Origin of the sequence: Kribbella sp. CCNWLW201, assembly GCF_037203805.1 — a bacterium.
Classification (GTDB): Bacteria; Actinomycetota; Actinomycetes; order Propionibacteriales; family Kribbellaceae; genus Kribbella.
The window spans coordinates 480,164-495,381 of record NZ_JBBCBQ010000004.1 but is presented as its reverse complement, the minus strand read 5'-3'; the positions used below and the strand labels follow the sequence as shown (position 1 = coordinate 495,381).

Annotated in this window: 15 protein-coding genes; 4 read left to right on the top strand and 11 right to left on the bottom strand. The window is 68.8% G+C overall.

Annotated features, from left to right (window positions below):
• Positions 1–9: 9 nt before the first annotated feature.
• From V9K99_RS21060 to V9K99_RS21045, 4 genes are all read right to left on the bottom strand, one after another.
• Complete coding sequence (locus tag V9K99_RS21060) at positions 10–318, bottom strand: hypothetical protein (RefSeq protein ID WP_337007232.1); 309 nt, start codon at positions 316–318, stop codon at positions 10–12.
• A gap of 154 nt (positions 319–472) precedes the next feature.
• Entirely contained in the window at positions 473–1,426 is a 954-nt protein-coding gene (locus V9K99_RS21055) for a type IV toxin-antitoxin system AbiEi family antitoxin domain-containing protein (protein WP_337007234.1), read from the bottom strand.
• Positions 1,427–1,601: 175 nt separating this feature from the next.
• A complete protein-coding gene (locus V9K99_RS21050) occupies positions 1,602–3,119 on the bottom strand; it encodes a leucyl aminopeptidase family protein (RefSeq protein ID WP_337007236.1) in 1,518 nt (505 codons plus the stop codon).
• A 129-nt stretch (positions 3,120–3,248) separates the two neighbouring features.
• Positions 3,249–3,416 carry a DUF3117 domain-containing protein gene (locus tag V9K99_RS21045; RefSeq protein WP_012923066.1) on the bottom strand — a complete coding sequence of 56 codons (168 nt, stop codon included), beginning with the start codon at positions 3,414–3,416 and terminating at the stop codon, positions 3,249–3,251.
• Positions 3,417–3,580: 164 nt separating this feature from the next.
• Here V9K99_RS21045 and V9K99_RS21040 point away from each other — a divergent pair, with 164 nt between their 5' ends.
• The 3 genes from V9K99_RS21040 to V9K99_RS21030 all read left to right on the top strand — a co-directional run bounded on the left by V9K99_RS21040 (position 3,581) and on the right by V9K99_RS21030 (position 7,490).
• Positions 3,581–4,399 (top strand): PaaX family transcriptional regulator, encoded by an 819-nt coding sequence (locus V9K99_RS21040; protein ID WP_337007255.1) that lies wholly within the window; start codon positions 3,581–3,583, stop codon positions 4,397–4,399.
• Between the two features lie 33 nt (positions 4,400–4,432).
• Entirely contained in the window at positions 4,433–5,224 is a 792-nt protein-coding gene (locus V9K99_RS21035) for an enoyl-CoA hydratase/isomerase family protein (RefSeq protein WP_337007257.1), read from the top strand.
• Positions 5,225–5,375: 151 nt separating this feature from the next.
• Entirely contained in the window at positions 5,376–7,490 is a 2,115-nt protein-coding gene (locus tag V9K99_RS21030; RefSeq protein ID WP_337007259.1) for an alpha/beta hydrolase-fold protein, read from the top strand.
• A 293-nt stretch (positions 7,491–7,783) separates the two neighbouring features.
• Here the strand turns inward: V9K99_RS21030 and V9K99_RS21025 are convergent, their stop codons facing one another.
• The 7 genes from V9K99_RS21025 to V9K99_RS20995 form a co-directional block, all read right to left on the bottom strand.
• Positions 7,784–8,344: a DNA-3-methyladenine glycosylase I gene (locus V9K99_RS21025; RefSeq protein WP_337007261.1), complete on the bottom strand. Its 561-nt coding sequence runs from the start codon at positions 8,342–8,344 to the stop codon at positions 7,784–7,786.
• A complete protein-coding gene (locus V9K99_RS21020; protein ID WP_337007263.1) occupies positions 8,341–8,790 on the bottom strand; it encodes an SRPBCC family protein in 450 nt (149 codons plus the stop codon). Before V9K99_RS21020 ends, V9K99_RS21025 begins: the two co-directional genes overlap by 4 nt.
• Positions 8,791–8,802: 12 nt before the next feature.
• Positions 8,803–11,040 (bottom strand): DivIVA domain-containing protein, encoded by a 2,238-nt coding sequence (locus V9K99_RS21015; protein ID WP_337336406.1) that lies wholly within the window; start codon positions 11,038–11,040, stop codon positions 8,803–8,805.
• Positions 11,041–11,118: 78 nt separating this feature from the next.
• Entirely contained in the window at positions 11,119–11,988 is an 870-nt protein-coding gene (locus V9K99_RS21010) for a TIGR00730 family Rossman fold protein (RefSeq protein ID WP_337007267.1), read from the bottom strand.
• A gap of 64 nt (positions 11,989–12,052) precedes the next feature.
• Complete coding sequence (gene dapE, locus V9K99_RS21005) at positions 12,053–13,114, bottom strand: succinyl-diaminopimelate desuccinylase (RefSeq protein ID WP_337007268.1); 1,062 nt, start codon at positions 13,112–13,114, stop codon at positions 12,053–12,055.
• Positions 13,114–13,800, bottom strand: coding sequence for a VOC family protein (locus V9K99_RS21000; protein WP_337007269.1), 687 nt, complete (start codon positions 13,798–13,800; stop codon positions 13,114–13,116). The genes dapE and V9K99_RS21000 overlap by 1 nt, the downstream gene beginning before the upstream one ends.
• A 10-nt stretch (positions 13,801–13,810) precedes the next feature.
• A complete protein-coding gene (locus V9K99_RS20995) occupies positions 13,811–14,434 on the bottom strand; it encodes a CGNR zinc finger domain-containing protein (RefSeq protein ID WP_337007271.1) in 624 nt (207 codons plus the stop codon).
• A gap of 113 nt (positions 14,435–14,547) precedes the next feature.
• Here V9K99_RS20995 and V9K99_RS20990 point away from each other — a divergent pair, with 113 nt between their 5' ends.
• Positions 14,548–15,216 (top strand): maleylpyruvate isomerase family mycothiol-dependent enzyme, encoded by a 669-nt coding sequence (locus V9K99_RS20990; RefSeq protein WP_337007273.1) that lies wholly within the window; start codon positions 14,548–14,550, stop codon positions 15,214–15,216.
• Positions 15,217–15,218: the final 2 nt, after the last annotated feature.

The following is a 15,218-nucleotide window of genomic DNA, read 5'->3' as shown; positions in this document are numbered from 1 at the left end:
GCTGCACGCTCAATCGGCGTCACGCTGAAAGTTCCAAGCCGTGCGCAACGCGGACTCCACAACGCCCCGCTCAGCGTCCGCGAGCCGAAGCACAACCTTCATGTGCGCGTCGAACCGCGGAGGCACGAAGAACAGCTCCGGATACAAACGCAGCAGCCGTTCCCGCTCGTCAAACCCGATCCGGATCACGACCGACGCCTCGTCGTACTGACGCGCCACAAGCCGCCCATCCAGCGTCCACCGCAGCAATCCCCCCGCCCGCGACTCCTTCACCCCCTCAAGCGCAAGCGCGATCCCACGAACCTCCCCAACCTCCACCCCACCTCCCTGCCACGGCCCCGGCAGTACCGTCAGCGCAGTACTCGCGCAACACCCGAAACGCCCGAACCCGGCCGCTCCCTCTGGTGGGCTGACCCACCAGTGCGCGGGTTCGCACCCCGGATTCTGGTTGGCCAACCCACAGTCCGGTAGCTCAGCCAGCGAGATGGAGACGGCGGCAACGGTCGAACGCCTGGCGGATGCGCATCGCCGTACGGGCCGGGTGGGCGAGATCGTCCCAGGTGATCCGTACGATCTCCAATCCCAAGGCGCGAAGGCGATCCTCCCGGACCTTCTCCCGGATCAGTGCCTCCCGCGAACCGTCGGGATACTTCACCAATCCGTCGAACTCGACGACTGTGTTCTGATCAGGAAAGTAGAAGTCGACTCGACCGATGAAGCCATCGCCGTCTTCGAACACTGCTTGGAGAACCGGTGCAGGCAGCCCTTCGTTGCGCATCAGGACTCGCAGCCGGGACTCACCCACGGATTCAGCGAGGGGATCGGCGAAGGCCAACGCGGATCGGATCGTCGGACCTCCCGGCCAGTACTCGGTCGCCTCGAGCAGGCGGCGGAGATCATCGTCGCTCACCTCTGGACGACGCAAGGCAGCGTCCGCGCTGACCACGGCTGCCTCGAACGACGTCCGATCGGCTGTTTCGACCAGGGCACGCGCAATCGAGGTCACGCTCAGCCCATCCACCCACGTGATGTCCGGGTGATCGAGCTCTCCGCGATGGTGTCTGACTCCGGCCTTCAACCCGCTGCGCCCGCTCATCCGGGTCAGCTGAACTTCGGCGAGATCAGCGAGCCACACCGGTATGCCATGCATGACCAGGGCCGAATGATGGCTCACCACCGCCGAGTTCGGCAGCATCGAGTTCACCGCGGCGTGAACGAGCCGTCGATGACGCACCACCCGTCGATCCCACGGCGCCAAACCGCTGAGATCGATCCTTTCGGCGTACTGGCCGTACCGCACTCGCTCCCACCGGCCATCGGCCAGACGCTCGCGAATCTGCTCCTTGGTGTATCCGGCCGTCGTCGCCTGGCCGGTGCTGACCACGCCGCCCTGTCCGCTCGCAATCCGCTTCAGCTCTGGGTTCACCCAGCCAGCATCGGTCTTCCCGCCCTCGTGCGCCGCCCCCATCACCAGCCCTGTGGATAACCGCTGGTGGGCCTACCCACCCGAGCGTGGGTTGGCCAACCAAATTCCGGGGTGCGAACCCACACTCTGGTGGGTCAGCCCACCAAAGGGGGGTCAGGTGAGCCGGCGGAGGTGGTTAGCCGATGCCGGCTGTGGGGGTTTTGGAGGTCAGCCAGGTGGTGAGGAGGCGGGCGCCGGCGCCGGTGGCGCCGATGGAGTATTCGAAGCGGTCGGCCGGGGACTCGGCGATCGAGGAGAGGTCGAGGTGGGCCCAGGGGATGTCGCCGGCGAAGGCCTTCAGGAACAAGGCGGCGGTGATCGAGCCGGGGCCCTTCGAGCTGTTGACCGAGTCGGCGATCGGGGTCGCGATCAGTTCCTGGTACTCGGCGGGCAGCGGCATCCGCCACAGTTCCTCACCCGACACGCGGCCTGCGTCGGCCAGGTTGTCCGCGAGCGCGTCGTCGGTGGCGAACAGGCCGCCGTACAGCATCGCGCCGAGGGAGACCTTGATCGCGCCGGTCAGGGTGGCGACGTCGACGATGACGTCGGGTTCGAGGTCCTTGACTGCGTAGGCGATTCCGTCGGCGAGGACGAGGCGGCCCTCGGCGTCGGTGTTCTTCACCTCGGTGGTGCGGCCGCCGTAGTGCCGGATCACGTCGTCCGGGCGGTACGCCGTACCGGACGGCATGTTCTCCGCCGCGCAGATCAGGCCGGTCACGCGAACCTGCGCACCGAGCTCGCGTAGCGCGGCCAGGGTCGCCATCACCGATCCGCCACCGGTCATGTCGCGCTTCATCGACACCATGCCCTCGCGCGGCTTCAGCGACAGACCGCCGGTGTCGTAGGTGATGCCCTTGCCGACCAGTACGACGTACGGCGTGTCGTCGTCCGCACCGGCCGGGACGTAGTCGAGCCGGATGAACCGCGGCGGCCTGGTCGAACCCTTGCCGACCGCGAGGATGCCGCCGAACCCGTCCGCGGCCAGCTTCTTCTCGTCCCAGACCGTGACCTCGAGACCGGACTCGGCAGCCAGCTCCGTTGCGCGGGCGGCCAGCCAGGCCGGATCCTTCTCATTCGACGGTGTGGTGGCGAACTGCCGCGCCAGCCAGCCGGTCCGCCCGATCACCACGCCGCGATCGAGCTCGACCTGCCGGTCGTCGTCGGACCCGTCGGTCACCGTCACGCGCGCGACCACTGGCTTGCCCGGGTCGACCGTCTTCAGCGTGTAGGTGAAGGAGCCCAGTACGACGCCCTCCGCGAAGGCCTGCAGTGTCGCGTCATCGATGCCGTCGGCAACTACTGTGGTGAGCTCGTCCTTGCCGCGGCCGAATCTCGCGATCGCGGCTCCGGCGTGTCGCAGGTCCTTGGCGGTCCCGTCGCCGGCCCCGACCAGCAGGATCTCGGTCACCTCACCGGTCAGCAGCGGGTACGCCACGGTCGCACCGGCGGTCGGGGTGAAGCCGGTCGCCCGCTGTGCCTCCAGCAGCCGGCCGAGGTCGACCCCGAGCCGCTCCCCGGCGTCCTTCGCGGCAGCGGGCAGGCCGCTCTCGCCGACCACGATCACCCAGGTCGGGGCACCGTGCACCGGCAGACCGGGCTGCCAGGCCACGGCCGGAAGAGTCGGGAACGCGAACTTGCTACTGCGGCGAGCCACGAGAAGGACCTCACTGTTTGATCAAAGATGCCTGGGCAACCGTAACGACCCCGGCCGGTGCCGCAAAAGGCACCCACCGGGGTCGCGTAGATATGTAGGAGTGCGAGGTGCACCCCGGGGAGTATTCGCTCAGCCGACGACGGCCTTGAGCGCGTTGCCGAGCTCGGTCGCTTCGTCGGCGTTCAACTCGACGACGAGTCGACCGCCGCCCTCGAGCGGAACCCGCATCACGATCCCCCGCCCCTCCTTGGTGACCTCGAGCGGACCATCGCCCGTCCGCGGCTTCATCGCCGCCATGCGCGCACCCCTTCCCAGTGTCGGTGTTGAGCGACGACACCGCACTGGGTACCGTCTCCGGCGCCGTGCGGTGATGCGCCGTCGGCGCGTATCGCAGTGTGTATCAGGACCCATTATTCCCGATCACAGGCCAGAGCCGCGCACCATACGGCAGACTCAGGCACGTGCACGCCCGTTCAGCCCTCTTCGACCTGTACGGCGACCACCTGCGCGCGCGTGGTGCGCGAGCCCCGGTCGCGGCCCTGGTCCGGCTGCTCGCGCCGCTCGGCGTCCACCCTCCGGCGGTCCGCACCGCGGTCTCGCGGATGGTCCGCCAGGGCTGGCTGGAACCGGTCCGGATCGAAGGGCAGCCCGGTTACGCGCTGACGTCCCGGGCGCGTCGCCGGCTGGACGACGCCGCCGCGCGGATCTACCGCACCGCGCCGGAGGGCGACGGCCCCAGCACCGGCGGCAATACCTCCGGCGACTGGGACCGGCACTGGCACCTGGGCATCCTTCGCGAGGTCCCGAACGCTCGTCGCCGTGAGCAACTGGCGAGCCAACTCGCCTTTCTGGGTTGGGCTCCGCTGTCCGACGGCGCCTGGGTCGGCCTGCGCAACGACGCCGAGGTCGACCAGATCCTCGGCATGGAAGGCATCGCGGCCGATCGGTTCCGGGCGCCGGTCGACGACGGCGCGGTCGAGTTCGCCCGCCGGGTGTGGAAACTGGACGAGCTCGGCGCGTCGTACGACAGTTGGCTGATCGAGGCCAAGGCGCTGGTCGAGACGGCCGGCGACGACACGTCCGACGAGCAGGCGTTCGCCGTCCGGTCGGAACTGGTGCACGAGTGGCGCAAGTTCCTGTTCCTGGATCCGGGGCTGCCGGCCGAGCTGCTGCCGGAGAACTGGGCCGGCACCAGGGCCGCCGCGTTCTTCGATTTCCACGCCGAACGTCTGAGCCCCGCGGCCGGGCGTTTCGTCGACAACTGCCTGACCTATCACTGAAATTCTTCACCGATTGTCGAGGAGCTGACCACGATGAGTGACTCCGTCACCTACGCCCTGACCGATGGCGTAGCCACCATCACGCTGAACCGGCCGGACGCGATGAACGCGCTCGACACACCGACCAAGGTTCTGCTCCGCGACACCATCCTGGCCGCCGCCGAGGACAACTCGGTCCGGGTCGTCGTGCTGACCGGGACCGGGCGGGCGTTCTGCGTCGGGCAGGACCTGAAGGAGCACATCGGCCTGCTCGAGGCGAACGACACGGCCGCGCTGTGGAGCACGGTGCCGGACCACTTCGCGCCGATCGCGCTGGCGCTGGCCGAGATGCCGAAGCCGGTGATCGCCGCGGTGAACGGAGTCGCGGCCGGAGCCGGCGCGTCGATCGCGTTCGCGTGCGACTTCCGGGTGGTGGCCGACACGGCCGGGTTCAACCTGGCCTTCACCGGGATCGCACTGTCCTGCGACACCGGGATCTCCTGGACCCTCCCCCGGTTGATCGGGCAGGCGAAGGCGCTCGAACTGCTGTACTTCCCGCGGACGGTTCCCGCCGACGAGGCGTTGACGCTCGGCCTGGCGACGAGCGTCGTACCGGCGGCGGAATTCACGGCGGCGGTCGACGAGCTGGCGGCGAAGCTGGCGGCCGGACCGACGGTCGCGTACGGCGCGGTGCGGCAGTCGCTCGGGTATTCGGCGACCCACACGCTGGCCGAGGCGCTGGTGTTCGAGGCCGGGAAGATGCAGTTCACCGGCGACACCGAGGACCACCGCAACGCCGTCGCCTCCTTCGTCGCCAAGCAGAAGCCGACGTTCAACGGGCGGTGATCCGCGTACCGACGAACGGGTAGTGGTCGCTTCCACCCGGCCTTCACCGCGCCCGCCACGCTCCACCGACCACCCTGACCGTCACTACTACCCGTTCTTCGGCACACGGCCACTCTTGTAATCGTTTACGTAAGCGATTACAAACAGCCTTGTGAGGAAACTGCTGCTGCCTGCCCTGACCGCCGCCCTGGTCGGGAGCCTCGTCGTACCTGGTTCGGCTGCTCAATCGCAGGTCGAACCTGGGGTGATCTCCTCCGCGAGCGTCCGGTCGACGACGCTGGGCGAGGACATCAAATACAACGTCTATCTGCCGGCCGGGTACGCCGACTCCACCCGGCGCTACCCGGTCCTCTATCTCCTGCACGGCCGGGGCGACTCGATGGCGGCCTGGACGCAGGTGAAGAGCCGGCTCGACGAGCTGATCGGCGCGGGCGAGATCCCGCCGACGATCGCGGTGATGCCAGACGCGCCGTGGAGCAACCGGGCGAGCTACTACGTCGACTCGGCGTACACCGGCACGGATCCGGGCCGCCCGGTCGAGACGGCGTTCTTCCGTGACCTGGTGCCGCATGTCGACGCGTCGTACCGGACGATCGCGGACCGGAACGGGCGCGCTGTGGCCGGGTACTCGATGGGCGGTGCGGGTGCGCTGCGATACGCGATGGCGCATCCGGAGGTGTTCGGGGCGTCGATCGCGCTCAGCCCGGCGGTGTACTTCCCGCTGCCGCCGGCCGACTCGAGCACGCGTGAGTTCGGTGCCTTCGGCAAAGGCAAGGACCCGTTCTCGGAGGCCGTCTACCTCCGGCTGAACTATCCGGCCGCGTTCAAGTCGTTCGCGGCGAGGGGCCTGCCGTCGCATCTCTACATCGCGGTCGGCGACGACGAATGGAAGAACCCGAAGCCGGCCGACTACACCCACGACCTCGACTTCGAGGCGCACGTCGTGTTCAACCAGGCGGTGCGGGTGCCGAACCTGACCTCGGAGTTCCGCGTCGTCGACGGCGGGCACGACTGGGACGTCTGGGGGCCGACGTTCGCCGACGGGGCGAAGTACATCTTCCAGTACGTCGGCAAGCCGCCCGCCGTACCGATGAAGGCAACGATCACCGGGACCGCCGGTGAGGACCGGGCCGGCGGGATCGCGACTGATGCCTCAGGCAACGTCTATCAGGCGGTCGCGGTCGAGGGGTCGCTGGACGGTTCGCCGTACGCGGGTGGCAAGGACGTGGCGCTGACCAAGTACGCATCGGACGGGACGCGGGAGTGGACGCGCTCGATCGGAACGAGTGGGACGGAACGCGCGTACGGCGTGGCGGTCGATGCGCAGGGTCGGGTCGTAGTGACCGGATACACGACCGGGAATCTCGACGGCACGCATGCGGGGAACGCAACGGATGACGCGTTCGCGGTGCAGTACGACGCTGCCGGCAATCAACGATGGTTGAAGCAGTTCGGCGTACCCGGGGTTGCTGATCGGAGCTACTCGGTGGCCGTCGACGGGGATGCGATCTACCTCGGCGGCTACACCAAGGGCTCATTGGGTGGGACGAATGCGGGTGACAAGGATGTGTTTCTCGCGCGGCTGGATGGCGAGGGCCAGCAGGTCTGGCTTCGGCAGGCCGGGAGTGCCGGCGAGGAGAAGGGCATGGCGGTCGCGGTGTCCGGCGGATCGGTTTACCTGGCAGGGATGACGGCCGGTGCTCTCGGCACGTCGGCGGGCGGGGTCGATGGGTTCGTCACGCGTTACTCAGTTGATGGCGATGCGGTGTGGCTGAAGCAGTTCGGGACCGCTGCGTCTGACGAAGTGTGGGGGCTGGCGGCCGATCCCGCTGGCGGCGTGTATCTGGCGGGCTACAGCGCGGGCGACTTCTCGGGTGCGTTGGCCGGCGACAAGGACATCATCGTTGCGCGCGTCGACGGGGATGGGGTTCTGACGTGGCGGGATCAGTTCGGTACGACGGGCAACGACAAGGGTGCTGGGGTTGCGGTCGACGGCGCGGGGAACGTGTACGTCGCCGGGTTCACCGACGGCGCGTTGGAGACGAGCATCGGCAAGTTCGACGGCGTCCTGACGAAGTACTCCCCCGACCACAACCGCACGTGGACTCGACAGTTCGGTACGGCGGACGACGATGCGGCCGACCCGTTTGCTGAAGCCAACGTGTACTTGACCACGACGCAAACCGGTACCCAGGTGTCGGGGCTGACGAACACGGATGTGTTCCGCACGGCCTTCACTGCGGAGGGCGAGAACAAGGCGCCGTAGAAAGTTTGGTGGGCTCCCCGGCCGCGTTCCGGCCGGGCGAGTCACGGCCGGACAACCACCTGACAGACGGGGAGCCCGCTGAACACCTCATCACGTTCAGTGCCCGGAACACAACTCGTTCAGCCGTTTGTCTTGGGGCATTTTCGACATTCTTTTGCAGGCCTTGCAGATGCACATGTCCGCTGCACGTGCATCGGATCAACGGCTCTAAAAACTGCCTGTTCGAGTTACTGGGCTATACAGGTTGACCACCTCGCGACGCAGGTCGCCGCGTGCTTCTCTCCCCCTGAAGATCAGCGGGCGATGCAGGTGGAGAGGTGGTCGTTCACGATCCCTGTCGCCTGCATCAGGGCGTAGGCGGTGGTGGGGCCGACGAAGACAAAGCCCTTCTTCTTCAAGGCTTTGGACATCGCGACGGACTCCGGCGTGGTGGCCGGCACATCGGCGAGCGTCTTCGGAGCCTTGCGCTCGGCCGGCTGGAAGGACCACAGCAACTCGGTGAACTCGCCGTCGTCCAGCTCCAGCAGCGCACGCGCGTTGGAGATCGTCGCGTTGATCTTCAGCCGGTTGCGGACGATCCCGGGATCGGCCATCAAACGCTCGAAGTCGTCGACGTCGTACTTCGCGATCACCGTCGGGTCGAAGTGCGCGAACGCGGCCCGGAAGTTCTCCCGCTTGCGCAGGATGGTGATCCACGACAGCCCGGACTGGAACCCTTCCAGCGTCATCCGCTCGAACAGTCCGACGTCGTCGCGGATCTCCTTGCCCCACTCGTTGTCGTGGTACTCGACGTACTCCGGCGCCGAGGTCGCCCACCCACACCGCGGCTGCCCGTCCGACCCGATCACCGTCACCGCGCCACCTCCCGCACGAGCCGCCGCAACGACATCCGCATCGTCAGCTCTAGCGCCAGCCGAACCACCGGCCACACAGCGACGCCGAGCCTTCCCAGCGGCGGTACGACGTCCTCCGACCAGGTGAACGTGCTACCGGCTCCTGCGGTGGGCGTGACTGCGAACGTGCCGGTACCGCGGACGACGGTGCCCAGGTGTTTCACCGTGCATTCGCGCGGTGGATCCCAGTGTGTGATGACCATGTGGTCAGTGAACCCCACGGCACCGACAGAAGTTCGTGCCGCGACTCCACCGCCGATCCCGGTGCCGTCGTTCTCGGTTGCCCACACGCGGGTGAGCAGCATCCAGCGCGACTGCCGTTCCCAGTCGACGACGACGTCCCAGGCGGTCTGCGGATCGAGCGGCAGGTCGATTGACGCCTCGGCGTGGCAGATGCGGGCATTCATCGGCTGAGCAGATCAGCTCGGCCGCTGATACGCACCCTGATCAGGTGCCGGATACCCGTCCTGCTCCCGACCCTGCTCAGGCTCCACATACCGCTGCTCGGCCGTCGGGTAGTCGCCCTGGTCGGGCGCCGGGTAATCACCTTGCTGAGGTGACGGGTAGGCACCCTGCTGATGCCCCTGGCCGTTCTGCGGAGGTCCCGCAGGCTGCTGCCCCTGAGCCGGCCACTGGGGCGCAGCCGGCTGCTCGTCAGCCGGCGGCCAGAACTGCCACCCTTCCTGCTGCCCCTGCTGCTGAGGCTGCTGGGCCTGCTGCGGGAGCTGCGCGTTCTGAGCGGGACCCTGCTGAGCCTGCTCCGGATACTGCTGGGCCTGTTGCGGCTGCTGCTGGGCTTGCTGCGGATACTGCTGGCCGTGCTCCGGCTGTTGCTGCGCGGTCGACGGCTGCTGAGTCTGCTGCTGTTGCTGCTGCGCTGGGGGCTGCTGGGTCGGCGGCAGAGGAATGTACGGCTCCTCGCCGGGCCCGGCCGCCTGCGGCTGCCACAACGCCCCAGCCTCCTGCTGCACCGGCCGCTGCTCAGCCGCTTGCTGCCGAGCGTACGGCTCCTGCGCCGGTGGCTGCTGCGCGACCGGCTCCTGGGCCGGCTGCTGCTGAGCGTACGGCTGCTGGGCCGGCTGCTGGGTGTACGGCTGCTGCTCAGCCGGCTGCTCGTGGGCGTAGGACTGCTGCTCCGGGTACGACTCGGCCTGGGTCTGCTGCTCCGGGTATGACTGGGCCTGGGGCTGCTCGGAGTACGACGCCTGTGCCGGTGGCTGCTCGGTGTAATTCTGAGCGGGTGGCGGAGGTGCCGCCTGCTGCCACTGAGGGGCGGCCTCGGGAAGCGTCCACTGCGGCGCAGGAGCGGCCTGCGCGCTCTGCGCCGGCGGAGCCTGCTGAGGCTCAACCGGAGCCGCCTGATGCTCGGACTGCTGACCCACCTGTGGCTCGGACTGCGGAGCTACCTGCGGCTCGGGCTGCTGGTCGGGCCGCGGAGTCGCCTGCTGCTCGGGCTGTGAGGCTGCCTGCGTCTGGGCGCCGGCGGACGGCGCGGGCTCGGCCGGGAACCAGGGCTGTGGCTGCTGAGCGTCGTACGAGTCTGCCTGCTGCTGGTCGTAGGACTGCGACTCGTAAGACCGCTGCGCGGAGAACTGCTCCGGCCGGTACAGCTCAGGCTGCTGAGCAACGTACGGCTCCTGCCCCCGCGGCGCGAACGACTCGGGCTGCTGAGGCGCGTACGACTCGGCTTGCTGCTCATACGGCTCGGCCTGCTGCTGCGCGGGCGACTCAGGTTGCTGCCGCTCGTACGCCTTGGGCTGCTGCTGCGCATACGGCTCGGACTGCGGTGGCGTGTGGGAGTCAGACTGCTGCTGTGCGCTCGGCTCGGACTGCTGGGGTGCGTACGGCTCGGGTTGCTGCGGCGTGTAGGGGTCGGGCTGTGCGCGGGGATCCGGCTGCTGCGGGTCGGGCTGCCGCTGTTGGGGCGGCGTGGGCTCGGGTTGTTGTAGGACGATCGGCTGCTGCGTGGCGGCTGCCTGCGCCTGAGGGGAGTCGGTCTCCGCGGAACCCGCCTGATCCGGTGTCGAGGGTGCTGACGGCGTGCTGCGGGGCGTGCCGGGCTGGGACTGTGCTTCCAGCATGGCGCGTGCCTCGGCCTGCAGACGCTCGTACTCGTCGCCCGCCCCAGAGGACTCCGCGACCGGCACTTCCCGCGTGTCCGGCTCAGACTCATCCGACCCGACAACCTGCTCGGCAACAGCCGCCGACTCGGCGGGAGAGTCGACAGGCTCCTCGACCGCGGTCTGCTCCGCGGTGTCGGGCTCGCCGGCCGGTTCCGGGAAGTCCCCGCCGACCAGGATCGGCTTCTGTACGCCGGTGTCGTCGAAGTCCGACGGGTCGTAGTCACCGCTCGACGAGAACCCGGGCCCGTCGATGATCGGCGACACCGCGCGCTCCAGGTCGGCGATCCGCCGGTCCCGCTCGGCCACCTCGCGGGCGACCCGCTCGAGCAGTGAGTCGACCTCGTCCATCCGGTAGCCGCGCAGGCCGACGCCGAACCGGGCCGCCTCGATATCGCTAGCGGTCAGCGTCTGCCGGGCCGGGACGCTGAGGTCGGGCCGATCGTCGTACGCCGTACTCATGGCACCCCAACGACCCGAGGCGACCACCGCGACAGCCCCGATCAACAGCACCACGACCAGCCCGAAGAACCACATCACGGGACCGATCGTGCCATGCCGACGAAGTCACCCGCACAATCGGAGCCGGATTCGGCCCGAACCAGGTCCGAAACCTCAGCTGCCGTCCGACCCGAGCCGGTGCGCCTCGCGCCGTTCGCGGGCCTCCGGGTTGTCGGCATCGGCCACGTCCCGGGCGGCCGCCGCCGCTGCTTCCTCGGCCGCCGCGTCGGCCAGCTCGCCGGACTTGAGGATGTAGCTGATCGCCTCGTCCACGTCGTCGGTCACCACGAACATGTCCAGGTCGGCCGCCGAGATCTTCCCGTCCGCGAGCATCGTCTCGCGCAACCAGTCGACCAGTCCGCTCCAGTACGACGTACCGAACAGAACGACCGGGAACGACGTGACCTTCCGCGTCTGCGCCAGCGTGAGTGCCTCGAACAGCTCGTCCAGCGTGCCGAACCCGCCCGGCATCACCACGAACCCCTGGGCGTATTTCACGAACATCGTCTTGCGGGTGAAGAAGTAGCGGAAGTTCATCCCGACGTCGACCCACTCGTTCAGGCCGTTCTCGAAGGGCAGCTCGATCCCGAGCCCGACCGAGACGCCGCCGGCCTCGGAGGCACCCTTGTTCGCCGCCTCCATCACGCCCGGTCCACCACCGGTGATCACCGCGTAACCGGCGCCGACCAGCTTCCCGCCGAGCTCCTCGGCGGCGATGTACATCGGGTCGTCCGGCCTGGTCCGGGCCGAGCCGAACACGCTGATCGCCGCGCCGAGCTCGGCCAGCATGCCGAACCCCTCGATGAACTCCGACTGGATCCGCAGCACCCGCCACGGGTCGGTGTGCACCCAGTCCGACGGGCCACGGCTGTCCAGCAGCCGCTGCTCGGAGGTGGATTGCTGCACCTGGTTGCGGCGCATCACGATCGGGCCGCGCTGCTGCTGGCCGACCGGACGGTCGGGGTGGATCGAGGGTTCTGCCATGCCTCCAGATTAGTGCGGACATTTACCAGCGGCCTGCCGAGGCGAGGCCCGGCACCAGGAGTACCTATGCCGTCAACCAGGCCCTCAGCCGCTGTTCACACTGCTCGATCTCCGCCTCCGGGACGAACTCGTCCTGCTTGTGCGCGTACAGCGGGTCGCCCGGCCCGTAGTTCACCGCCGGTACGCCGAGCAGCGTGAACCGGGCGACGTCGGTCCACCCGAACTTCGGCTGCGGCTCACCGCCGACCACCTGCAGGAACGCCGCTGCGGCCGGCCGCTCCAGCCCCGGCAACCCGCCCGGCGCCGAGTCGGTGACGGCCAACTCGAACCCGTCGAACACCTCGCGCAGATGCGCCTCGGCCTCCGCCTCCGACCGGCTCGGCGCGAACCGGTAGTTGACCTCGACGGTGCACAGATCGGGTACGACGTTGCCCGCGACACCACCGTGGATGCCGACCGCGTTCAGCCCTTCGCGGTACTCCAGCCCGTCGATCGGCACCCGGCGCGGCTCGTACGCCGCCAGTCGCGCGAGGATCTCGCCCGCGGCGTGGATCGCGTTCGACCCCATCCAGGACCGGGCCGAGTGCGCCCGGGCGCCGCGCGTGGTGATCTCGACCCGCATCGTGCCTTGGCAGCCTGCCTCGACGACCGCGTTCGACGGCTCCATGACGACCGCGAAGACGCCCTCGAGAAGCTCCGGGTTCGACCGGGTCAGCTGGAACAGGCCGTTCCGCTCGGCCTCGACCTCTTCGCAGTCGTAGAAGACATAGGTGACGTCCCGGTTCGGCTCAGGCAACGTCGCCGCGAGTCGGAGCCCGACCGCGAGACCGCCCTTCATGTCGCAGGCTCCGAGCCCGTGGATCAGGCCGTCCGCGCGCCGGGCCGGGAGGTTGTCGTTCAGCGGCACGGTGTCGATGTGCCCGGCCACGACGATCCGCTCGTCCCGGCCGAGGTCGGTGCGTGCGACCACGGTGTTCCCGTGCCGGAACACCTTCAGATGCGGGTACCGCGACAGCGCCGCCTCGATCTTGTCCGCCAGCTCCTCCTCGGTCCCACTGACCGACTGGAGATTCACCAGCGCCTCGGTCAGGTCCGGGCCGGACGCGGTCAGGTCGAGCTTGCCCATCAGGAATCCTCTGCCGGTGGTAGGAATACGCAGAACTCATTGCCCTCGGGGTCGGCGCAGACATGCCAGCCGATCTCGTCGTCCTTGGGCCGCAGCAGTGTCGCACCGGCGTCGAGCACCGGCTGCAGGGCGGGCGCGGTGACATCCCAGTGGATCCGGTTCTTCACCGTCTTCGGCTCCGGCACCGGGACGAACACCCAGTACGGGAACGGCAGGCCCGGCACGTTCTCCAGCCAGTACCACGGCTTGCCCGGCGTACTCGAAACGTCGCCGCCGACCACGCCGGCCCACCAGCGCGCCTGCGCCTCCGGATCGGCCGAGTCGACCACGAGCTCCATCAGTCGGTACGCCGGGACGGTGTCGCGGACGAAGCCGCAGAACTCACCGCCCTCCGGGTCCTCCATCACGGTCCAGTGCTGCTCGCCCGTCGCGGGCTTCTGCACCGTCGCGCCCTCGCGCACCAGATCGTCGATCGAGCCGGTGTGCACATCCAGGTGCACCCGCTGTTTGACGGTCCGCGGCTCCGGGACCGTACACATCCAGATGGTCTTCTCCGGCACGTCGCCGACCAGCACGTTCGGGTTGTCGGCGGGCGCGGTCAAGCCGAGCACCCGCCCCCAGAACGCGACCATCGCACTCGGGCACGACACGTCCACGCACAAGTCTTTGAAACGGGCGCTGGTCATGGCACACAGGCTAGTCGCGGGCTCCCCCAGGATCTGACTCTGACTGGCTGGGGGCGCCGTGACGGCGGCGGTAGTGCCGGTTGACGCGCTCGCGGTTGCCGCAGGACGGGGAGCACCAGGTCTGCCTCGGGTCATCCTGCAGGAAGTACCTGACGCACCGCGCCGCCGGGCACGCGCGCAGCCGGGGCAGGTCGGGACCGGAGAGGAAGTCGATCGTGGACCGGCCCACCGCGCCGACCAGCAGCGCCACCGGGTCGACCGTCCGACCCGCCCATCGGGTCACCGGGACGCCGTCGTCGGGCCAGTCCAGCTGCAGCGTTCCGAGCCGGTCCGCGGCTCGGTTGACCATCCGGAGCGCGCCGTCCGCATCCATCAACAGGTGCGCGTCTGCCTTGCTCGGCGGCGCCGGCGCGACCGCTCGCGCGAACAGCGTCCGGATCGCTCGACGGATCCGCAGCAGCTCGTCGCGCGCATCATCGGCACCCTCGAGCGGCCGGCCGAGTACGTCGGTGACGAGTTCGTGGTGCTGCTCGACCCAGGCTGCGGCCTGGGCAGGCGTCGCGAGAAGGTCCGCGACACTGCCGTTCCCGTCATGCCGAAGCGTCGCCGCGACGGCGAAGGCCAGCCCACTCATGGCGGCAGTCTAATGGGATATCCAGTTGGTGCCATGTGATCGCTTGTCATATTGTTCTAACGCGAAAGGCTGAATCTGCCGTTAGGCTCACTTCCCTGGACCAAGGAGCGCTCGTGGCCCTGAACGACGTCAAGACCGCCGCCGCGCGGCTGAACTCTGTGCTCGCAGACCTCGACGACGACACCGCCCGCGCGGACTCCGCGCTGCCCGGCTGGTCCCGGGGGCACGTCATCACGCACATCGCGAACTTCTCCGAGGCGATGACGCGGCAGGTGGAGGAAGCGCTCCAGGGTCGCTTGGTCGAGGTGTACGACGGTGGGCGCCCGGCCCGTGATGCCGGAATCGAAGCCGGCGCCGGCCGCTCTGCCGCCGAGCTGAAACAGCACGTGCTCGAGGCGACGACCGCACTGCTCGCAGCCTGGGACAAGGTCGGTCCCGACGACTGGGAACGCCCGGTCATGCACCGCAACAGCAACCTGGCCGCCGCGATCGACGCGACCTGGCGCGAACTCGCCGTACACACCGTCGATCTGGCCCTGGAGCCGACCGCCGACGAATGGCCGAAGGAGTTCTGCCTCCACCTCCTCGACTTCCTCCGCGCCCGCGCCCCCGAAGGCACCCACCTGATCCTCCGCGCAACCGACGGCACCACCTGGGAAACCGGCACCGGCGAAGAGGTCGTCCTCACCGGCACCCTCCCAGCCCTCACCGCGTGGTACGCCGGCCGCACCCCACCCACCCCAATCACCGGCCCAACCCCCAACCTCCTCCCCTGGCCCTAACA